Here is a 20970-nt window from a genome sequence, read left to right on the forward strand (position 1 = left end):
AACCGCAGCCTGCTGCGGTTTTTCAAGCCCTACGTGCTGGGTCAGCCCTGCCTGGCCCCCGTGGCGCAATTGAATCGGTCATCGATGGGGGCTTGGCGAGCGGGTTCGAAGTAGCCAGGTGTACGAGTGCTATCGGTGCGTTGCCAGCGTTGTGGGTAAGACAGCATCGAGTAGGGCGAGTGGTCCTTGAGCGTCTCGTAGTTCAAGGACAGGTCGATCTGCGCGGCACCGTGAAGGAGGGGCCCTTCGATCGAAAGGACGGAGCCGGTCAGCCAGGTTCGCTCAGGGCTTTCCAGGTACCTGGGCGCGGTGATGCGCAGCCAGGTACGCCCGGCATCCTGGGAAAAGTACAGGCGCGGCAAGCCGGCCCCGCCCTTGCTGAAGCCCGGTCCTTGGGCAATCGGAATCACCAGGTAGTTGGAGTTGGCAGCATCGATCATCAAGTGCGAACCACGGCCATGTACGGTGATGCCGTTGAATGAGCCAAAGGGTGCAACCGGGGTGTGGATGCCGAGCCGGGTGTCGGTGTAGTGCACCATGTCGCCACTGCTGGCGATGACCGGCGAGGAACCGTTGCAGAGCTTGAAGGTGGTCCGGTCGATCTCGAAAAAGCGTGATGAGTCGATGCGGTAGATGACCCGGCCGGGCAGGTACTGGATCGGCTCGGGAGTGCTGCAGGCCCCAAGTACCCCGCACGAGATCAGCAACAGCAGCTTCCTTGCCCACATGAGAAAACGACTCCTTGTTCCTGCCTGAGTGCAGGGGCTGGCGTTTATGACATCCCTGGGGGCTTGGCGCAACACTGGCCATGGCGGGCCAGCGTTGCGCTGATGTTGCGACGCCCTGTCAGGGCTTCATCTGCCAGGCCGTCGAGCTGGCCGCGGCCTTGAACTTGGCCCGATTTTCCGGAGTGGCCGGCGGTTCGGAGTCGCCGAAGATCGCCTTCAGCCAATGGCCGTCGGTGGGGTTGGGGAAGAGGATGAACTTGCGGCCGAACTGCTCCTTGTCCTCGGTCATCAGGCTGCTGCGCTGCTTGACGTCGGCCACGTAGTACTTGCGTTTGAAGTCGTTGAGGTTGTCGCCCAGCATCAGCACCACGTTGTGGTCCTTGGCGATCTCCTGCTGCCGCGGCTCCTTGTTGGAGCTGTCGCGGTACACCGTCAGGTGCTGCTCATCGGCATAGGGCAGCTGGTTCTTGCGCAGGTTGGCCAGGGCGTATTCGTAGGTCTTTTCGCCCTGGTCGCGGCTGGTGACGTAAAAGACTTCGACACCCTTGGACTGGGCGTACTTGAGGAACTCCACGGCGCCTGGGGTGGCCACCGGGCCATTGTCCGCGACCCACTTGTCCCAGGCCTCGTCGTCGAAGAACTCCTTGCCCGAATTGATCATGTAGCCCCAGTAGCTGTTGCTGCTGAGCACGGTGTCGTCAACGTCGCTGATGATCGCCAGGGGGCGGTCGCCGGCCTTGTGTTCCTGCAGGGCGCGGTCCAGTTGCAGACGGGCGATGTTGAAGCCCTGGTAGTACAGCGCCTCGAACTCTGCGGCGGTCTGCTTCCAGGCCACGGCGGCGGTCAGCAGGTTGGAGGGCGGGGTAGGAGCCTGCTCGGCGAAGGTTGAGGTACAGGTGATTGCCAGGAGCGAGAACAGCCAGGGAGCGACCGCGGTTCGGGTGATTTTTGTTTTCATTTTCGAGCCCTTGAAGTGAGGATTGCGCAGCTCTCACAAACACTGCCGGAGTGTTCTATCCCAGTCAGTGGCGGTGCTCAATGCGGGTGTCGCGTTTGTGGATCAATGCGGCGTAATCCCCGGTACTTTTTCGCGGGCATAAAAAAACGGCCTACCTTGCGGTAAGCCGTTTTTAGTACTTGGTGGTACACAGACATTTGAACTGGTCATGTATCTTGCTGTTTTTATTGGTTATTTTTGTATTTATATTTTTTAGGGATACATCATGGGATACACGGTGCTGTCTGCTGGGGTGTTTTTGGCCCGTTTCACGCTGACTGAAAAAGCCGTCGAGGTTCGTTGCTCCATCCACGACGAACGGTAACGTCATCATGATAAGCCCGCCGCCGGTGCAAAGGTGTGGTCACCACCACTCCTTTGATGGATCAGTCCATAAGTGGCCCGATTATCTCGTTCCTCACTTTTGAGGAGCCATCGCCACATAGAGGCGCTCTTGCCGCGCCCCCGGCGCCAGCACCACCCCGGATCAGGGTAGTGGTCATTCGGGGGCTTTCATTTTACGTATTATCCCGACCAGATTTCCTCGATGCTAGGGTTTGGCTCCTGCTGAGGCGCGATAAGATTTGGTGATGCTATAGCTACTCGGCTTGGAAGGGGGCCGACATCCTCTCGTCGAGCACCCTTCAGACCTACTGTGAAGACTTCAAAATCGAAGGCTATAATCGCTCCATGTTAAATCCAACCGAAATACGACCTCTCCTTAAGCAATGGATCACGAGAGTGATGCCCCATGATGCTCAGGATGTCTTTATTGAAGAGCTTTGCTTTATTGATAAGGCTCGGCGGGCTGACCTCGTTCATGCCAACGGGAAGTTGAGTGCATTTGAGATAAAGTCTCACGCGGATACTTTGAGTAGGTGGGGAGGTCAACAAGAAGCTTATTTAGCCTGTTTTGATGAGGTATGGCTTTGCTGTCATTCGAAGCACTTAATTAAGGCGCTAGAAGTCTCTATCCCCACTGTAGGAATACTGGTAGTAGACGATTATTCAGGGATGGCGATGGTAAGAAGCGCTAAGTCGAATAGATCGCAGGATAAATTTCATTTGACTGGTTTTTTATGGCGGGACGAGCTCGACTCTCTGGCTAAGAGCTTCGGTATCAATGTTCGCGGGAAGGACCTGATTAAGGATGTGCGCCATAAAGTTAGCGACGCACTTCCTCTGGCAGATATTAGAGCTTGCGTTTTGCGAACTCTTAAGAGTCGATACTCTTAGATAAGATCGTCAAAATCTAATTCGTTAAATTCTTCATTGGTATCGTCGGTTATAGATAAAATCATTGCGCAGATATGCTGATTGATTCTATAACCGTTCCATGTTCCATTGTTGCCGTATCCAGTAGAGGTTGCGACAATTCGGGAGTACTCACGAGTGGCCCAACAAAAATCATCACCATGATAACCTGGTAGGTTTCTAACCTCTTGTGCTATTTCGATATAATTTGTAAATTCTTTATTTCCTCCTTTCCGTCTTTGCCACCATTCGGTTGGAGTGTAATAGCAGCCGAATGGTAGCACTGGCATACCTGGAATGTACTCCATAGGTGCGGTTGGGTTGGTTGCCGCGTAGTCGCCGTATGTGGGGCTAGGATTTATGCCGTTGCGGTCAATGTTTGACTGCCAAGCGACGTCATAACAAGCAGAAGATCGAGAGGTATTAGACGCTGGTTTGTCGATAGGGAATGAAGTGCTGAGCAGTACTACGCTTTGTAAGTTGTAAGCATTAAGCTGTTTCAATGAATGGTTGAATTCGGAGCCTGCAGCCGTACTTGCTGGTGAGGTTGCCCCGAAATCCAGTATCACATGCGCGAAGTTAGGCAGATTTAGAGAGTCTAGGATTGATAAAAGTCTGGCCCAAGATGCAGAGGTCGGTTTTTCAGGGCAGAAGACTCGAATTGCAATTTGGTTGAAGTTTCGCTCTGCAGAAAGAGCCAACTGAATAACGTCTCTTTGCGGATCATCGTCGGTCCATGAGATTACTGGGATTATATGGTTATTTGTTTTTTGGGTATTTAGAAAAAACTGCTGCTTATTTTCAAAGGCATCACTAGCGTTGTGAAGGTCGTTGCCTCCAATGAAGTCTTCTCCGATATCTTTTCTTACTCTAGATACATCTAGGAAGAATGGGTGATCAGTCCAGTTTGCCAAAAATGTCTGTAAGTGTCGGTCGTCATCTCCTCTCATATCCAAGAGAGGAGTAAACACATCTCTCCTTTCAGGCTCCAGGTTGGTGAGAGCTTTTATATCGTTTTGCCCTACCCTTAAACATGCTACGTATTGCATGTCGCGCTCCTTGCATTTTATTAGGGGAATTTGACTATTGGGGGAAGTAATTAAAATTCCAGCGTGCCTCAATGGATGCTGAGAGGTATTTGTTTTTTTCGAATAACTTGTTTTAACGTTACGCCCTGCGTGGCAATCATTGATGCTAGCTCATGGGTGGCAAAAAGCCAGTCTGGCTGGGTTTTGCAATCGACAGTTTGGCGAGGTGGCAGGGCGAACAGTTTCTGGTTTTGGTCCAGAGTTAACTAGTCGTCCCCTCTGGTGAATATTTGACGAGCATCAGTCGCCAGCACGCAGCCTTTTACGCTGGGGGCAGCGTATTGCTTACGCTGGGGGAAATTCAGACGAGACCCATCGGCGAAAATCCGTCTAGGGCCTGTCTAGTATTGCCTGGCGCACTAAGCATTTTTCTGGCTCGGTATTTCACCACCCCATCGCTCCCGGATATTGATCGAGCACTCACCTTGACGGCCGCCCCCTCTGCTTTTAGACGATGCTGGTGCTGTCCTGGCTGACCGAATGCTCGCAAAGCCTTGAGCTACGTGGCTTTCAGCGTTCCAGCCGCTGGTGGCGCCAGATAAAACCGTCAAGACCTGTCCAAAATTTCGTCAAGGTTATGTCAAGGCTGGTCAAGGATTATGGTGGCGTTTGCCTGGGGTGGCCGTGAGCCACTCTCGCTGCGTAAGTGATCGTCGCGCTGGAGCCTGTCCAGAATCCGTCTGGGGTCTGTCGGGGGTATGAGACGGCAAAGCCCTGCTATTTGACGGCCAGCGCACGGGTTAAGCCTCAGACGGCCACCCAGCGCGGATTCTGTCTCACGCCTGTCTTACATTCCGTCAAAGCGTGGTGAAAGTAATAGCCGGCGCCAGCGTGGTGGAATCTACACGGTGAGTTGAATTCAACACTCAATGCTGGCGCGGATCGTGGGCGCCGGCCAATCGACCCCGAGCCGTGAGTTTGGTCTGGGCCTGTCCAGATTGCCAGTGGAAACCACTGCAAAACCCTGGAAACCAAAGTGGAAATCAGCGACTGGAAACCAAGTGCATTGGTATAACCAGAGTTGTAACCGCTGGCCTGGTTCGCACAAGCCTCGCGTAGGAGGGTGCGAACCAGAAGTGCGAACCTCGGGTGCGAACTTGGTGCTGGTACACATCAGCGGGCGCGTACTGATCGTGCGTATCTGGCTGCTTACCATCGGCACACAGCTCTCTCCCACGGAACGTTCGCGCAGTCCAGGTACGTGAAGACACTGCGTGAAACCTTGCTGGGGTGCGCGACGGACATGCGCGAAACACTGAGCGAAAAACACTGCTGCCGATACTTGGCGCCAGCCTCCGACGGGGACGTTCCGCAGGTAGGCAGGAGCCGTTAACTATTTCGCTCTCCAATCATCTACGCTAGTCGAGACGGAATAGCGCCAATCACATACTGAGGCTCTTTGGATGGACGATAAGCACGGAGAATTACTTGATGGCCTCGATTGGTATTGGTCCCGAAAAGTAGAAGCGTATCGAGGTTTTGAATCGTTGGACGCCGAGAGTTTCAGCGTCAACGCCCGCCGATATTATGGTGAGTATTTTTTGTATCTCGTCAGCGCAATCGAGCTCCTGAGCGATTTTGACGACTCATTCAATGACTGTATTGAAACCGCACTCGATGGATACGGCGGGCACTCGGGGAAAAATAACTTTCAGTACCTTCGGCTCCTACGCCACGCGATGATTCATAGGGGGGCAGACATTACGAGTGCTGGTGTCGAAGTAAATGGCATCATTTGTCCACTGGCTCCCCCTACGCTTACTGCGAGGGGTGGGAAAAGTTTTATGCGGTTCTCGCCTTTTTTGACCGTGGTGATTTTTTTCTGTGAGGCCAAGATCGGGCCCGCTATTGAAGATTTTATGGATCGCAAGAGCTTTTGGGATAGAGACCCTGCTGTATCGCTTGCAGTGGCACTGGATATGTTGAGAAATATGGAGCACGCCTCAGCAGCGACAAAACATCAGTTGGAACACATGATGAATGACCAGGCAAAACTAGGTGCCTTGCCGTTCAACACGTTTCAAGAGCTTCGAGTCTCTTTGAAATCTGGGATGTCTTCAGAAGCTGATTTGCAGGGCCTGCTCAGTGAGTCAGAAGCTTGGTGGGCGTTTTACCGAAGCAAGCTATAGCGGTACCGGTGGTGACTCCCTGTATGTATCCATGTTGCACGTCCCAAACCGTGGATACCAGAGTGGATACCGAGCAATGAAACGTCCTAGGCGGCTGGCGCATGCTGCTTGGGACCTTTCCATAAAAAGGCGCTGAGTACTTCCGAGAGCAGTTGCTGAAGGGTGCTCATCGAATCTGGAGTCACATCGACTTCACCATAATGCCCATCCGCCATGGTAGACCCATAATTTGAACCGTTTAGGCAGTTGAGCATAAGGACGCCGCCTCCTGGGGCACTCACCATCCCATTGTTTATTGGCTTCAAGTCCAAGGGCTTGCCTCCGACCCCCAGAGACCGGGCGCGATCTTCCTGATGCTGTGCCGAATTTCGAACCCCACGAAGGTTTGGGAAGGCGATGGCCATTCGTTGGTGGATATCAGTTACTTGAGCTGGGATGTTTTCAGTTTTTGCCAGAACACCTAAAAACTTGTCGAACCCGTCTAGGGCGTACAAAAAGGCCCGCGCATAAAGGAATGAGGTGTTGTGCTCAAACTCTCTGGGAATAGCTCCCCTGGCCCATTGCTCCCGCTTAAAACGAACATCGGTTTCAAATCGTACTTCCTCCCAGTTCTCATGAGCGTTCATGCCTCCCTTTTCCAGCTCAACTATTTGTTGAATTTCGCTACGACGCTGGGCGTCTTGTTCCCATTTATCTCGACTCATAGCGGGCAAGACCCGGGCCTGTTGTGAGCTTGAAAATAGGTTGAGCGCTAAATTTGCTTCAAAAAACTGCGACTGAAGATTGCGTAGCAACCCTTCGACTTTCCAGGACCAGTCCCGGTCCTCATAGTCCAACCAGGTGCCAGGGACCACGAGCTCGAAAATATACATAGACACCTCGATATGCTTAACGAACGTGTCGCAGTGTAGTCAGGTCTTGCCCAGATTTTGTACCTTTTGATTGAACGGGTAAGCGCTGTCGACTTAACAAAACTTAACATTTCTTCAGGGCGGGAATCTGTCAAAACCTGTCATCGAGAGCGCACCAAAACCTGACATTGGATCGAGTGCGGGGCAGGGCGCGATGTTGAGAAATGTTGAGGTCAGATGGGCCTGGAGCCGATGGCAAAGCTCGCTGCCTGTTAGCAAAAGTTAGTCCCATGAGAGGTTGGCTAACCCGTCACCCTGTTAACAATTGTCAGGTGGCGGGCGGCTTGTCAGGCGATGTGGATGGTTGCCATGGCCCTAATTCAATAGGTAAATATGGCCTACTTCGACTTAAAGTGAGCCAGCTAGTTTCGTCTCTAGCACTCCTTCTCGTCCTTCGGCTTCGCTGACCAAGTGGAGCTGACTCCGGGCGTAACCGAACCCCATTTTCACCTCTTGCCACACATACAGGTTCTTGCCCGGTTGCGCGTTCACCTTGAGCATTGTCAGGTTTTCAGCGTCAGAGCCAATTGTATGAGACCCCGCGGGAACCTCTGTAACAAGGTAGGTATTTGCTGCCGTCGCACCAATAACGCGCCCGTCAACAGTCACCGTCATTTTGATTGCAGCACCCATATTTTCGTTGCGGTAGATGTAAATCCGGGACATATCTGGGAGGGTGCCAAAACGTTTCATTTCGGAGTCTAAGGCGGGCTCGCCCATGGGGACTGATGCACAGCCATGAAGCGCAGCAGAGAGGGCGAGTATGCTCGCGATCCTTTTCATTCGATGTCCCTATTAATCGCTGTAGGTCGAGAGTTGTAGGCCCTTATGACGATAGGGCGTTTTGAATCAGCGTCCTTATAACCCGGCTCTTTAGCAGTGGAAAGAGATCCTTTATGAGTAAGAGTCGGCCCAGTCAATATTGTGGAACATCCCAGGATGAGCCCGGCCCTGGCGGGCCCGCCGGTAATACTACATTTGGTCTTCGGAGTAGATCCCGGCGCTGATCACGGCGCTGCCGACGATCATCCGCCCGTAAAGCAGCGGGACAGGGTTGCCCTGGACACTGGTATTCACGGCGCCGTTGAAGCTGTAGCTGGGTCGGTTATTGGGGCTATCCTGAGACCCCAGCCCCTTAGATTGAGCGCTCAATAGCGACATAACGCCGCCTGCTGCCATGGATATGCCGACGGCACCAACGGCACCCCAACCACCTCCAGCCGCTATACCAGCAAATCCGCCGGTCATGACCGTTGCCACTGCAATGAGGACTACTCCGACAATAGTTTGCAGGCTCCCGGCGCGTTTAGATCCGGTAATTACCGGGGCAATCCGAATAACCTTTCTCCCCGTCGGCTTGCCGAGGTCGTCCTCGCCGATGTTTTCCTTCCCGACGAATACCGCAAACCGTAAACCTTTGCTTTCGGCTTCCATCATGAACTTCTCGAACCCGCGGAACTGCCTGAAGTAACCCATTACGTCCCGTAGCCCATTGCTGGTGGTAACCCGGTGTTTGGTTCTACCTGTGATTTTGGCTAGCTGGTCGGTAACGATGACTGTTTGCATTTTTTCTGTAATGGCTGCCATGGGGGGCGTGCTCCTTAAGCGAGATTGAGTTGCTGGGCCAGGCGGGCGCGGCTGTCCTGGCAGTCCTTGATCAATCTCCGGGTAATGGCGGGGTGATCTTGGTAAAAGGCGCTGGTTGCCCTGGCGTTTTTGCAGGACTTGCGCAGGATCTCCGCCCAGATGGCCGCTTCTGTGTGGGTGAAAAACGGTCCCTCTACGTAGTGCTTCTGGCCGCTATTGGTGATCCTGACCTCGTAGGCTGAGTGCCTTGCTGGGGAGTTGTGCCTCTCAAGCTGATTCGTCCGGCATGCCTCTTCGAAACGGTCCCGATGTGTCGGTGACTAGCTCGTCGTTTTGCTGTCCTGTTCCATGATGTGTACCTCTGGTGGGGCGTTGGTCATGGGCTGTCCGCCCTGTTGAATTGTTCTGTGTCGCGCCACGTTTTCGTGATTCGCAAAACGTGGCGCGGAAAATGGTCATTTGCCGACGATGCTCAGCGCGGGCGGCAGCTTTGGGCCGAACGGCGCACCAGGCGCGAAGGGGTCGGGTAGCAGGTGCTCAGGGCACTCCTTGATGAACTGGATCATGGAGGCGTGGCAGGCTCGATACAGCGGGCCACCGGCGCCCCATTCATCGCTCTTACGGTCGGAGCTGTCCTCCAATCGGGACAGATAGGCCACTCCACGGAGGCTGGTGTCACCGTCTGCGCTGGCTTGCTGGCGATGTACTGGGTTGACGGCCAGTAGGTCGCACATCCGGTCGAAGCCCAGCGCTTGCGCCAGCCCTTCACGGTCGAACATCAGCGATTGGCCAAACCCGGCAAGCGCGCTCCACGCTCCGCAGAGGGTGGCCTCTTGGTGTTCCTGGGCTCGCTGCTCCAATTCAGCAATGGCTTGCCGGGTGAAGGGGAGGAATGCTTTCAACTTGCCCGCTTGCCGGCGTAGGGCTCGCCGTTCACTGCGGATAACGTCGAGCTGGTCAGCAATGGCGCGACAGATTCTCCGGGTGGTGATGATCTGCGTGGTGGCGTTGACTCCAGGCTTCAAAGCGATGTTGCACAAGCGGGTGATAAGGCTGGGCGTCATTGGTGCGCCTCCATAGGTGTGGCGTCGTAACTGGTGCGCAGGTGAGCGCCAGCCGTGCAATGGCGGCCTGTGGGCGCGTAGCAGGATCGACAAGCCATGATGTGGTTGAGGTATTGGTCGCGTGCCTGTCGCCATTCCAGCGTGGCGGTGGCGGCACTTGCATGCGGGCTGGCGCAGAACTGGGGAGCGCGCTCGACGTGGTTGACCAACACCAGGCGCGGGCGAGGTTCAGGATTGCTCCGCAGTTTTGTGGGGGAGGCAGCGGTAACGATGGGTGGCATGTGATCGAGCAGGGCAGAAAGGAGGCTCATACCGCCACCTCGCCGCAATTACTCGTAATCCAATGTTCCTCTGATTTCAAAAACACCGGCAACAGCGGCAACAAAGGCAACGGTCCCGTAAACCGTGGCCTCCAGACGTTGCCGATGCTTCCAAATCGTTGCCACCAGTTTTGAACCGGCAACAGTGATAACCAAATGAGAGGGACGATGCCGTCTCTTATGTTGAAAATCAGGTGTGCGTTGCCAGTTGTTGCCACTCTTTTTATGGGGTGGCAACGGCTGTAAGCCACGTCCTGTAAGGCCGTTGCCGGTGTTGCCACTGTTGCCAGCGATTCTAGGTTCCTGTGAGTTTGGGCAATCCGAGTAAGTAGTGTTTGAGGGCTGGTCATGCGCCACCCCCTTCACGGTCAATGACCTCTGGATCGATCACGTAGAGGCGGGCCTGGCCACCCCCAGGGAGGCGGTAGTTCTTGGTTTTGCGCTCGTTGTCGCGGCGGGCAATTACGTTCGCGCCCTCGAGTGCTTTGACGATGCGAGACAGGCCGTAGCCGTGGGCTGCTTCGATCAGCGCCGGCTTGTTGAACAAGTACAGGCGGTTGTTTCCAACCAGTTCCCAGTAGCCAGCCCGGTTGAATACCTTGGTGTCGGGCGTTTGATCGTCGATGTCGGAAAAGCGGCTGCTGCCGTGGCGGTCGATAAAGTCCAGGATGCCGGCGAGGATCTGGCGGTCTTCGGCGTTTCCGCTACCAACCCGACTGAGCCACTCCCCATAGAGCAAACGGCAGTCAGCTAGGGCGGTGCCGGGCTCCCAAGGCAGCAGGCCATAGGCGATGGCCATTTCCCCCGCCAGCGCAATGACGGCAAACCGATCTGCCACTCGACCGGCCTGGGCGTTGTCCTCCACGAAGGTTGCACGTATCCCGGCGAAGTCTTCGAGTAGTCCGGCGCGGTCATCACTGGCGAGCAGCTTCTCGACGAACGCAGGCCCAAGGTGGCCATGGTGGGCGCCAACGGCCACGGTGAGTTGGCGGTGGAAGTCCGCACCCTCCAGGCCGTGCAGTTCATCGAAGGCCCTATGGGTGCGGGTGCCGGCGTTCACGTCGACCATGCGCAACTCGGCGCCAGCGTGGGCGGCGTTGCCGGATATCGCGGCGTGTTCGGAGAGGGAGCGCTCGCCGCTGGAAAGTGTGAGCAAGCGCCAACTCAGTTTGGCGCGGCCCTCACGCTCGCGGGTCATGGTGCCTTTGCCCTGACCGTTGGCGAGGGAGTAGGCCATTTCCTGTACGCGCTTGGGGTCTGCGCGTTTGATTTCGTCCAGGGGCAAGATGGTGTCGTTACGGCTCGATGCCTCGATCTCCAGCCCGCCCTTGGTCATGTCCCAACTGGCGGCGAACACCCCGGGGTCACCCCATACCGACGAGCCGATCAGTTGCGCCAGGGACTTGCCGCTCGAGCTGTCGCCCACCAGGTGAACACCACCACCCAACACACCGACCAGACTGAGCAGTGGGCCGGCCAGTGAGCAGCCGATCGCCAAGGTGAGCACCGGGTTGCCGGCGCACTTTGCGGCGACCTCCGACTGCCACAGCGCCAACTCGCCGCGGCGGCTGAACAACACCTGGGCCTTGTTACTGGCCTGGTAACGCACTTTGTCGCTGCCGATGGTGCGCCCAGGCAGCACGAACGCCCCCGACTCATGCCAGCCTGGCCGACTGGTGGTGGCGAACACCTCGGCGGGGTGCTGATCGAGTAGGTACTCCATGAAGGTGCCGCGCTTCTTGAGGGCAATAATGACCCCCATGCCGAACAAGGCGCGGCGGGCATCCTCGCCACTACCCCCGAACACCTCCATGGCGATGATCCATTCCTTGATGCCGCTTTCGGTCACCAGGCGTAGCAAACGTCCCTCGCTGCCATCGTCGCTGTTGGTCGTGCGAGCGACCACGGTTACTGGGCTGGCGATCCACTCATCAGTGATAGGGCGGTCGCCGCTATCGCTCTCGGCGTCGTCCTGGTCTGGAGCACGCTTAAAGCCGTGCCAGTAGACGCCAGGGCGAAGCTTGCGCCCCTTCTCATTGGTGACCCAGTGCTCGTACACGGCCCAGCAGGGACGATCAGGCTCAATGGTCGCCGCGTCAGGCCGAAGGTTAATCACGTTGGTGTCAGGCTTGGACATTGGCGAGCTTCCAGTTGGCGAGGTCGTTGAAGTCGGTGAGGTCGCCGGGGGAGCCTTCTGGCCACTCAGGGAAAGCGACCTGGGCACCGACGGCGGCCGCGGCGGCGTTCGCTGCTTTGCGCCCTGGGTTTCCGTCGGTGAGCCGATCATCGTCGCCGGCGATCACAATGGCCTGCCCCGGATAGCGGGAGCGCAGGCCCATCGCCGCCGGGATCAAGTTGCCGGCGTTCATAGCGGCGGCAACGACGTATCCGCCGTGCTGGTGGAGGCTGGCGGCCGTTGCCCATCCTTCGCAGATGCAGAGCACAGAGTCGGGCTTAATAATGCCCAGAGGCGAATAGGTGCCCTTGATCCGGCCGCCGAACAGGAAGCGCTTGCCGCCGTCAGGAGCAATTCGTTGCAGGTTGACCAAGCGGCCATCCAGGTACAGTGGGATCAGAAGGTCAGCGCCACGCTGGCGCAAGCTGTAGGGGCGAACAGCCTTGGCGACCAAATACGGGTGGTCTGGCGAGGCGCGCCGCGCGTTGTGCCACCAGTGATTGGCCTTCTCTGCCGCTCGCTGTTGGCGCCGGTGTTGTTCGGCTTCGCGCTGGCGCCGGGCCTGATCCACTAGCTCACGGATCTGCGCGGCTTCGTAGGCGTCTACTGGTTCACGGCTACACCAAGTGTTGGCACCGCCGGACTTCCAGCTGCCGAACGCGCCGGATGCAATACCATCCAGGTACAGCACATACCAACCGTTGAGGCTGCCGGGCTTGTCGTCTGGGACGCGGAAACGATGGATGGCGCCGTCTGCCACGGGAAGCCAGTCGAGCTGGCCATAGACGGCTTGGAGTGCGTCACGAAATTGGATCGTTGCGTCAGTCATGCGGCCCCCTTCGGCGGGGTAAACCGCTTGGCCAAGCGTTCCAGCTCTTGGGTTAGGCGTTCCAGCTCTTTGCAGTGCCGGCCTTGGTCGCCCTCCGAGACTCGTAGCTCCAGGAAGCCGACCAGGGTTTTCACCAGCAGCGCATAGCTGGCGCTGTCGATGTGCGCGCCAGTAGTGGGCGGCACGCCGCTACCCTTGCGCTTGATCGGAGTCACGTTACTCATGCTCCACCTCCAGGTGCTTAGCACTACGCAAAACTACGCCGCCGCACCGGGCAAACAGCTCTGTGGCTTTTTTCAAGCAAGCCGATCCCGCCAGCGCAAAAATGCGCTGTTGAAAAGTCGTCATGGTTTAGGCCCTGTTTGCTTTGAGGCGCTGCTTGATCAAGGATTCTTTCAGCGAATCAACTACAGCTCGCGCTGAATCCAAGGTGTGTTTCACCAGCCACACCTCGTTGCCTACGAGTGAACGCTCGCCCATCGCTGCGGCGTAAATTGAGTCGTCGATCGTGCTGAGAAGGTCGGACACGCTTTCCATTGCATCTTCAATCGGAGCGCCGGGGTTAACGATGAAAAGTGCCTGGTGCTTGGTGGCTTCGCCGGTTGGGTGGAAGCGGTGGCCTTCTGCGGTGTTGATGCTCGCCAGGTTCATTGGTTGCCCTCCAATGCATCGAGCTTTTCCTGCAGCTCGGTAGTCTGGCAATTGAGGTAGTTCGCCCAGTCGTCTCCGATGTACTGCCCGAGGCCTGTTAGGGCTTTAACGTTGTGTCCCTTGCCATGGGTGACGTCGGCGCTGACGGCATTGAGCAGCGCGGTCAGCCAGGTGATGTGCTCACGGCTGGAGTGGATCAGGTCGATGGCTTCACCGCCGATCAGGGATGCGCTACGAGGTGAGCTGATCATTTCGCCTCTCCTTGTGCTTCCAGGGTGCGGACGACGGCCATGTGGCTGTTGTAGCGAGCGAGACGAACGGAAAGGGACGAGTTTGCGCGAAGGGCACTCAGGGCCAAACGACGATGAGCAAAGACGCGAATTGCGGACGGACTGAGGGCGTAATTCATCGGTGTAGCTCCGTTTACTTCAATGGAGCCACTCCTATCTGCCGCCAAGCAGGGAAGGGTGGCGAGTTGCACAGGATTGGCGGACCGGGGTAAACGGAACCCGGCGCACCCGAGGGTGCTCCTGCGCAACCCGCCATAACACAAGAATGCGGGCGCAAAAAAAGCGCCTGCAATCGTAATGGGGGCGCTGTTGCGCCGTTTACTGTTCGACCCGCCAAGGTCGGTCGCTGATTTTGCAGTGACGACCAAACCATACCGGCCCTTACGATTGCATGCAAGGGACGTTATCGACCTGTCATCGGCAATCCTAAGAAGGCTGGTCATGCGGCATCACTCCGAAGGTGCTTGGCCGTCAGGCTCTGGATGTAGCGAAGTAGCGATGCCTTGCGGGCCGCGAAGTCCTTGCCCTGGCCGATCAGCAGCACGTCACGAATCTCGATCAGGGTGACCAGCAACAGCTCATGCGCGGTTAGCTGGTCGCGATTGCGGCCGGCAAATTGGCCGGTGATCACCTGGTTGATGAGCTTGGCCTCGTTGATGAAGTGGTGGCGCTGGGGAGTCTTTCCGTTCTCTTCGTAGGCGATCGCCAGAGCATCACACAGGCCGCGATAGCCGACTGCCGACTGTTGGCGCGCTTGCTGCCAGTTGGCCTGGTCTCCGCGTACCAGTGCGTCGATCTGCTCGTCGCACCAGATTTCAAAGTCCACAGAGAGCCAGCGGGCGAATTTCACTGCGAGTTTGGAGTGGAGCCAAGTTCCGCTGTTGGCGGTGTTGCCTCGACGGGTCGTCACCAGAGTAATACGGGATTTTCCCGTATTACTCTGGCTCATCCTGCTGGCCAGCTTTTCGATGTACTCCTCGGTGGAGCCAAGGCGCAACCAGTCGTTAGGTGCCTTGTCGAAGCGGGCGGCTGCAATGGTCGCGTTGATCCAGCCGTCGGCATTGAAGGTGACTGCCTGGCCCTGGTAGTCGAAGGGAATGATGCGAGTCTTCATGCAGCCACCTTCTGGCCCGGTTCGGCGATCAGTGTGTAGACGGCCACGCCGCGGTGGGTGCGCCCCCACTCATCGGTGAGCATGGTTCGGGTGGTGATGATCTTGTAGCCGGCGTTTCTCAGGTCACAGATCCGCGCACCAGGGCGGCAGATGTTTAGGTCGCGCATGATCGTGAACGTGTCAGACGGCCCCAGGCGCAGGTGTGGAATAAGCCGCACTAGTTGAGCGTGGTTGCTGGTATTGTGGAGGTGAGATTTTTCCGGGCTGGCCTTATTGGTTTGGCCTTTTTTTTGGTCGGTCATTTATGCCGCCTCCCCTCGCAGGGCGATGCGCTGGCGAACCCAGGCCTGTACCTCGGCCAGTACCCAAGCAACGGGAGCGCCACGTGCTTTGCTATTGCTCAGCGATACAGGGCGAGGAAAGGTCGGGTCATCTTTAAGGCGTTTGTAGATCGTCGGACGCTTGTATCCCGTAATTGCCTCCATTTCTGGGATGCGAATGAGAGTGGTAGCGGGGTCGTACTTATAGTGTTCTTCGGCGGTTGGGAGGTTTACTGGGGAGATGTTGGCCATATCAGTTTCCCGTTGTTGATTAGGACGGGAAACAGGTTCGTTGACACTGGAAAGGGAGTCATTGCAGCTGCAAAAGTAGACTTTGCAGCTGCAAAATTATGGTTATGGCAGAGCTGATGCCTTTAATGCGATGGCGCGAGCCTCTGCCTTGGACTGAGCAATCGTCTCTGCTTCTTTCGCTGTTTTATTGGCTTCTGCAAACATGTGATTCATTGCGGTAGCGCTCGCCCCTGGCCAACCTTTGTCTCCAATAGCAGTAGCTGCACTGCCTTGGTTGTATCGTGGTCGAGCGTTATCTAGCAATAAGGTCAAAAGGCCCGCAATCGCAAGTTGATACGATGTTTTAGGGCTTTCCGCGGGAGTGGCTTGAGCAGCTATTTCATTTACTTGAGCGAGCTTATCTCGCAGCTCGCAGTTTTCTGCCAAGGCGTTGTGCAGTTCAAGAAGAGCTGTCTCTTTCTCCGTGCGATACTTTGCCAATGATGCTCGTATGGCCTCTATTTCAAGCTCCTTCTCTGCGAGCTCCTCGGCATTAATCGTATCGGCCAAGGCCTGTACATTGGCGGATTTGAAGACAGGGTGGATGCTTTCGCACGGAGATGATGGAAACCAGTGAATCTCACGCTTTGAGATATCGCCGTTTTCAGCAAATACCATTACCTGACCATAGAGCAGCAACTTTTTCTGGTCTTTGAGAGCAAAGCGAAGTTGCTCCTGGTTTGTCACAGAGTGGTATCCAGAGGCGTGTACGCTAAGAAGCCAAGAATCCTCATCAGTCCCTGAGCAGCCTGTCCCCACATTGACGTAAGCCTGTGTCCTGCCTGCTTCACAGAGACAAAGGAGAATATCGCTGGTGATTTCAGTTTTTGTCAGGCGCCTCAGCCAATCGACAGCTTGGTCTAGCGAAAGCCACGGCAGCAGCCTGTAAACCTTATCCACACCTACTCTCCTGAATCTCTACCCACAGCCACTAGCCCGACCTCGTTTTGAAGGGAATAAACAATCAAGCGGCTGCGAACTGACAGAGCAGGTAGGCGCGCGGCAGATACAGAATGACTGTCTATCCGAACAGTAATGGCTAACAGTCTATATCTGTCCACGAGAACAATGGAAGGCCCGTATTAGGCCCTCTTGCCGAAGTCGCCATGCACAATCACGCCTCCAGCTAGGTTGTCGAGGTAGTTCGAATACCACTGCATCATCGCTGTGCGCTGTGGCAAGTACTGGGCCTTGTTGTAGACGCCGGCTACTCCGGGTTTTTTGTGTGATAGCTGGGCTTCGACGTGGTTCTCATCGAATCCGTTTTCATTGAGCACCGTCGATGCGATGTGCCGGAAGCCGTGACCGGTTTGCCGTCCCTCGTAGCCCATCCGTCGCAGGGCCATAAGAAACACGGTGTCGCTACGTGGCTTGGTGTGGTCGCTGCGGCCAGGGAACAGAAGGGGATAGCAGCCGGTGTACTGGCGCAGTTCCTCCAGCGCCTCGATCGCCTGAGACGAAAGTGGCACCAGGTGTTCAAGCCCCTTCTTGCGGCCTTTACGATCGACGGGAATCGTCCAAATCTTCTTGGCAAAGTCGAACTCTGACCACCGCGCCTCGCGCAGCTCACTGGGGCGCACGGCAAATAGGCTCAGCAGGCGTAGGCCGAGACGCACGTCGTGGGCGTGTGGGTAAGCGGCTATGGCACGAATCAGGCTCGGCAGTTCGTCAGGTGAGACGTGAGCGTAGTTCTCGGCCTTGCCGGACTGGAGATACTTCTGCAGGCCGTCGAGTGGATTGTGTGTTGCGCGGCCGGTCACCCGGGCCAGGTCGTAGGCGTCCCTGCAGTAAGCCCGAACTCGACTCATCTGCTCCAGGATACCTTGCTGTTCCATGCTGCGCAGAAATTCCATCCACTCAAGCGGGGTGATCTCCGCATAGGGACGCTTGCCGAACACCGGGAAGACGTGACGCTCCAGGGCACCCATGATTCTCTTCGCGGTGCCTGCGTCCCAGTTGGTGAGACGTGAGGCGTACCACTCCCGCGCCAGTGGCTCGAATGTCTCGCCGGCGATATCCCTCTCTGCTTTCTTGCGAGCTTGTTTAGTGACGATCGGGTTTTTCCCGTCGGCGGCGTCAGCACGCAACTCGGCGGCTTTCTGTCTGGCCACCGATCCGCTCACCTCGGGATAACCTCCCAGCCCCAGCCAAGACCATTTCCCGTCAGGCTTCTTGTATCGGAGCTGCCAGGACTTTTGGCCATCGGTCTTCACCCGGAAGTAAAGGCCATTCCCGTCGAGCTCGCGGTACTCCTTGGCGTCAGGCTCTAGCCCGGCCAATGCGGTGTCAGAAAGGGGGCGGCGCTTGATTTCAGAGCGTTTCATCGAACGTGTATCCCTTCGGTTCAATTATTTACCGAGGATACACAGGGGGATACACGGAGGGAAGGTATAGGGGGATACAAGGAGAGATAGCCAGAAACAAGAAAGCCCGCACTAGGCGGGCTTCTTGAGGTTGTTTAGAGACTCATGGAGACATCTGTAAACAGGTACTTGGTGGCTACACAGGGACTTGAACCCCGGACCCCAGCATTATGAATGCTATGCTCTAACCAACTGAGCTATGTAGCCAAGTGGCGCGCATTATTCGCTCGGAACGACAATGCGTCAAGCGTTTTTATAAAAAAATTATCTACGCTATCAACCGTTTATCCCTTCCCCCCGAAAATCAGTGGCGATGGGCAGCGCTGGAACCAGCGGCTGGCCTGTTCGTAGGCGTGGGCCAATTGCAGGACGGCGAAGTCGGCCTGGTGCTTGCCGATGATCTGCAAGCCCATGGGCAGGCCGTTGGCATTGAAGCCGGCCTGGACGCTGGCCACCGGGCAGCCGGACAAGGTGCCGGGAATCACCACCTCCATCCAGCGGTGGTAGGTGTCCATGGCCACGCCTTCGATGTTGCGCGGCCAGGGTATGTTCTTGTCGAAGGGGAAGACCTGGGCGCTGGGCAGCAGCAGGTAGTCGAAGCGTTCGAACAGTTTTGAAATGGCGCGGTACCAGTCGCTACGGATCACCGAGGCCTCGAACACCTGGCTGGCGGAGAGCTTGAGGCCGTTCTCCACTTCCCAGATGGCCTCGTCCTTGAACTGTTTGCGTTTCTGTGGATCGGCATAGGTGCTGCCCAGGGACCCAGCGACCATCCAGTGGCGCAGGGTGCGCCAACTGCTCCACAGGCGTTCGGGGGCGAAGTCGGGGCTGGCCGGTTCTACGCTGCAACCCAGGCTGCGGAAATCGCCTAAGGCCTTTTCGCAGAGCTCCAGCAGGCCCTTTTCCATTGGCAGGTAACCGTTGAAGTCCCCCAGCCAACCCAGGCGCGAGCCCTTGAAGTCGCGTTCCAGCGGGGCGGCGAAGCCCTGGCCGGATTCGGCGATGGACAGTGGCGCCCGTGCATCGCCGCCGGCCTGCACCGACAGCAGCAGGGCTGCGTCGCGCACGCTGCGGGCCATGGGGCCTTCGTAGCCGAGCTGGTCGATGAACAGGTCGCTGCTGTCGTCGAACGGCACCCGGCCCTGGGACGGGCGGAAGCCGAAGATGTTGTTGAAGGCCGCCGGGTTGCGCAGCGAGCCCATCATGTCGCTGCCGTCGGCCACCGGCACCAGGTGCAGGGCCAGGGCCGCGGCGGCGCCACCACTGCTGCCGCCGGCGGTCTTGCTCGGGTCATAGGCACAGCCGGTGGCGCCGAACAGCGGGTTGTAGGTCTGGGAGCCGAGGCCGAATTCCGGGGTGTTGCTCTTGCCGATCAGGATCGCCCCGGCGGCCTTGATCCGTTCCACCATGATGCCGTCGCGCTCTGGGATGAAATCCCGGTACAGCGGCGAACCCAGGGTGGTGCGGATGCCGTGGGTCAGGGACAGGTCCTTGATCGCGTGGGGCAGGCCGTGCATCCAGCCGCGATATTCGCCACGGGCCAGTTCGGCGTCGCGCCGGTCGGCCTCGGCCAGCAGGGCTTCGGCCGGTTGCAGGCTGACCAGGGCATTGACCAGGGGGTTGTAGTGCTCGATGTGGGCAAGGTAGGTCTGCATCACTTCCCGGCAGGAAACCTGACGCAGGCGGATACGCTCGGCGAGTTCATGGGCCTGAAGCAGGACCAGTTCGCTGGGGGGCTTGGCGATCATGGCAGGAGGGCCTTTCAAACGGCTTTAGAAACGCCCCGGCATCCAGACCGGGGCGGCAGAAGTCAACGCAGCTCAGCGCATCAGGTTGGTCCACAGGCGGTCGGCAAGGCGGATTGCGCCTTCGCCGCAGGTCTGGCTGAAGACCACCTTGGTGCCCTCGGGAATGTGCAGCTCGGGGGCATCCTTCAGGCCGGCGTCGAGGAAGGGTTCGACGCCCTTGATCGGGCTCTGGTGCTTGAGGAAGTTCTGGGTCATGGCGGCGTTCTCAGGCTGGCTGAGGAAGGCGATGAAGGCCTTGGCGTTCGCCGGATTCTTGCTGCCCTTGGGGATGACCATGTTGTCCACCCAGGCCAGCACGCCCTCTTTCGGGTAGAGGTACTTCAGGCCGGGCTTCATTTCCCGGGCGCGCATGGACGATCCGCCCCAGAACATCGACATGTCGATTTCCCCGGCCGCCAGGTTCTCGCGGATCGCCCCGGCCTTGGAGCTGTAGGTCTTGACGAAGGGCTTCTGCGCCTTGAGCAGGCCAAGGATCTGCTGCATCTGCTTGGGGTCTTCGCTGCACAGCGGAATGTTCAGGTACAGGCTGGCCATGTCGATCACTTCGCTCACCGAGTCGAACATGTTGATCCGCCCCTGCAGCTCCGCTGGTGGCTCGTAGAGCACCTTGTAACTGTCGCTCGGGCCTTTGTAGCGTTCGCCGTTGAGCACCACGCTGGTGGTGCCCCAGATGAAGGGCACCGAGTAGGCGCCTTCCGGGTCCCAGGTCGGGTTCTTCAGGTTGTCGACCACGCTGGCGTAATAGGGCTGCTTGGCCGGGTCGAAGCGCTCCAGCAACTGCTCCTTGATCAGGATCGGGATGAACTGGTGGGAGGGGATCGCCACGTCATAACCGGTGCCGCCCTGTTTCAGCTTGGCCAGCAGGGTTTCGTTGGAATCGTAGGAGTCCACCGTGACCTCGATACCGGTCTGCTTCTGGAACTTGGCGAGAATTTCCGGCGAAAAGTAGCCGCTCCAGCTCACGACGTTGAGTTTCTCGGCGGCCTGCACCGCCAGTGGCAGGCTCAGCAACAATGAGGTACCCAGGCTTGCGATCAACTTGCTCATGTC

Annotated in this window: 22 protein-coding genes and 1 tRNA gene; 2 read left to right on the forward strand and 21 right to left on the reverse strand. The window is 57.3% G+C overall.

Annotated features, from left to right (window positions below; genetic code table 11):
- Positions 1-41: 41 nt before the first annotated feature.
- The gene (locus M2395_RS18295) at positions 42-728 is read right to left on the reverse strand and encodes a hypothetical protein (protein WP_053160028.1); all 687 of its coding nucleotides are present in this window, start codon (positions 726-728) and stop codon (positions 42-44) included.
- A gap of 118 nt (positions 729-846) precedes the next feature.
- Positions 847-1686, reverse strand: a complete 840-nt coding sequence (locus M2395_RS18300; protein WP_123431424.1) for a 5'-nucleotidase, lipoprotein e(P4) family — start codon at positions 1684-1686, stop codon at positions 847-849.
- A 729-nt stretch (positions 1687-2415) separates the two neighbouring features.
- Here M2395_RS18300 and M2395_RS18305 point away from each other — a divergent pair.
- On the forward strand, positions 2416-2961 hold the full coding sequence (locus M2395_RS18305) for a sce7726 family protein (RefSeq protein WP_123431423.1): 546 nt from the start codon (positions 2416-2418) through the stop codon (positions 2959-2961).
- On the opposite strand, the gene M2395_RS18310 is transcribed toward M2395_RS18305, so the two are convergent.
- Positions 2958-4028 (reverse strand): beta family protein, encoded by a 1071-nt coding sequence (locus M2395_RS18310; RefSeq protein WP_123431422.1) that lies wholly within the window; start codon positions 4026-4028, stop codon positions 2958-2960. The two genes, M2395_RS18305 and M2395_RS18310, sit on opposite strands and share 4 nt — an antisense overlap.
- Positions 4029-5470: 1442 nt before the next feature.
- On the opposite strand from M2395_RS18310, the gene M2395_RS18315 reads away from it, so the two are divergent.
- The gene (locus M2395_RS18315) at positions 5471-6196 is read left to right on the forward strand and encodes a hypothetical protein (protein ID WP_123431421.1); all 726 of its coding nucleotides are present in this window, start codon (positions 5471-5473) and stop codon (positions 6194-6196) included.
- An 86-nt stretch (positions 6197-6282) separates the two neighbouring features.
- On the opposite strand, the gene M2395_RS18320 is transcribed toward M2395_RS18315, so the two are convergent.
- The 18 genes from M2395_RS18320 to M2395_RS18410 form a co-directional block, all read right to left on the reverse strand.
- On the reverse strand, positions 6283-7068 hold the full coding sequence (locus M2395_RS18320) for a hypothetical protein (RefSeq protein ID WP_123431420.1): 786 nt from the start codon (positions 7066-7068) through the stop codon (positions 6283-6285).
- 387 nt (positions 7069-7455) lie between these two features.
- Positions 7456-7890 (reverse strand): DUF2846 domain-containing protein, encoded by a 435-nt coding sequence (locus M2395_RS18325; RefSeq protein WP_123431419.1) that lies wholly within the window; start codon positions 7888-7890, stop codon positions 7456-7458.
- A gap of 189 nt (positions 7891-8079) precedes the next feature.
- Entirely contained in the window at positions 8080-8694 is a 615-nt protein-coding gene (locus tag M2395_RS18330; RefSeq protein ID WP_123431418.1) for a tail assembly protein, read from the reverse strand.
- Positions 8695-9149: 455 nt separating this feature from the next.
- On the reverse strand, positions 9150-9758 hold the full coding sequence (locus tag M2395_RS18335) for a hypothetical protein (RefSeq protein WP_123431417.1): 609 nt from the start codon (positions 9756-9758) through the stop codon (positions 9150-9152).
- A 307-nt stretch (positions 9759-10065) separates the two neighbouring features.
- Positions 10066-10428 carry a hypothetical protein gene (locus M2395_RS18345; RefSeq protein WP_148071265.1) on the reverse strand — a complete coding sequence of 121 codons (363 nt, stop codon included), beginning with the start codon at positions 10426-10428 and terminating at the stop codon, positions 10066-10068.
- Positions 10425-12215, reverse strand: a complete 1791-nt coding sequence (locus tag M2395_RS18350) for a DUF927 domain-containing protein (RefSeq protein ID WP_123431415.1) — start codon at positions 12213-12215, stop codon at positions 10425-10427. Before M2395_RS18350 ends, M2395_RS18345 begins: the two co-directional genes overlap by 4 nt.
- Positions 12202-13083, reverse strand: coding sequence for a toprim domain-containing protein (locus tag M2395_RS18355; RefSeq protein WP_123431414.1), 882 nt, complete (start codon positions 13081-13083; stop codon positions 12202-12204). The genes M2395_RS18350 and M2395_RS18355 overlap by 14 nt, the downstream gene beginning before the upstream one ends.
- Positions 13080-13307: a hypothetical protein gene (locus M2395_RS18360; RefSeq protein ID WP_123431413.1), complete on the reverse strand. Its 228-nt coding sequence runs from the start codon at positions 13305-13307 to the stop codon at positions 13080-13082. The genes M2395_RS18355 and M2395_RS18360 overlap by 4 nt, the downstream gene beginning before the upstream one ends.
- Before the next feature lie 127 nt (positions 13308-13434).
- Complete coding sequence (locus M2395_RS18365) at positions 13435-13734, reverse strand: DUF3077 domain-containing protein (protein WP_123431412.1); 300 nt, start codon at positions 13732-13734, stop codon at positions 13435-13437.
- Positions 13731-13985 carry a hypothetical protein gene (locus M2395_RS18370; RefSeq protein ID WP_123431411.1) on the reverse strand — a complete coding sequence of 85 codons (255 nt, stop codon included), beginning with the start codon at positions 13983-13985 and terminating at the stop codon, positions 13731-13733. Before M2395_RS18370 ends, M2395_RS18365 begins: the two co-directional genes overlap by 4 nt.
- Before the next feature lie 478 nt (positions 13986-14463).
- Positions 14464-15138: a KilA-N domain-containing protein gene (locus M2395_RS18375; RefSeq protein ID WP_123431410.1), complete on the reverse strand. Its 675-nt coding sequence runs from the start codon at positions 15136-15138 to the stop codon at positions 14464-14466.
- Complete coding sequence (locus tag M2395_RS18380) at positions 15135-15440, reverse strand: helix-turn-helix domain-containing protein (RefSeq protein ID WP_123431409.1); 306 nt, start codon at positions 15438-15440, stop codon at positions 15135-15137. Before M2395_RS18380 ends, M2395_RS18375 begins: the two co-directional genes overlap by 4 nt.
- Entirely contained in the window at positions 15441-15710 is a 270-nt protein-coding gene (locus M2395_RS18385) for an AlpA family transcriptional regulator (protein WP_123431408.1), read from the reverse strand.
- A gap of 102 nt (positions 15711-15812) precedes the next feature.
- Positions 15813-16649: a hypothetical protein gene (locus M2395_RS18390; protein WP_123431407.1), complete on the reverse strand. Its 837-nt coding sequence runs from the start codon at positions 16647-16649 to the stop codon at positions 15813-15815.
- 182 nt (positions 16650-16831) lie between these two features.
- Positions 16832-18073, reverse strand: coding sequence for a phage integrase central domain-containing protein (locus M2395_RS18395; RefSeq protein WP_123431406.1), 1242 nt, complete (start codon positions 18071-18073; stop codon positions 16832-16834).
- Positions 18074-18242: 169 nt separating this feature from the next.
- Positions 18243-18319: transfer RNA gene (locus M2395_RS18400), tRNA-Met, on the reverse strand.
- Positions 18320-18396: 77 nt separating this feature from the next.
- On the reverse strand, positions 18397-19860 hold the full coding sequence (locus M2395_RS18405) for an amidase (RefSeq protein WP_123431405.1): 1464 nt from the start codon (positions 19858-19860) through the stop codon (positions 18397-18399).
- A 72-nt stretch (positions 19861-19932) separates the two neighbouring features.
- Complete coding sequence (locus M2395_RS18410) at positions 19933-20967, reverse strand: extracellular solute-binding protein (RefSeq protein ID WP_011063422.1); 1035 nt, start codon at positions 20965-20967, stop codon at positions 19933-19935.
- Positions 20968-20970: the final 3 nt, after the last annotated feature.

The sequence above is a fragment of the Pseudomonas sp. BIGb0176 genome, assembly GCF_024810175.1.
Lineage (GTDB): Bacteria > Pseudomonadota > Gammaproteobacteria > Pseudomonadales > Pseudomonadaceae > Aquipseudomonas > Aquipseudomonas protegens.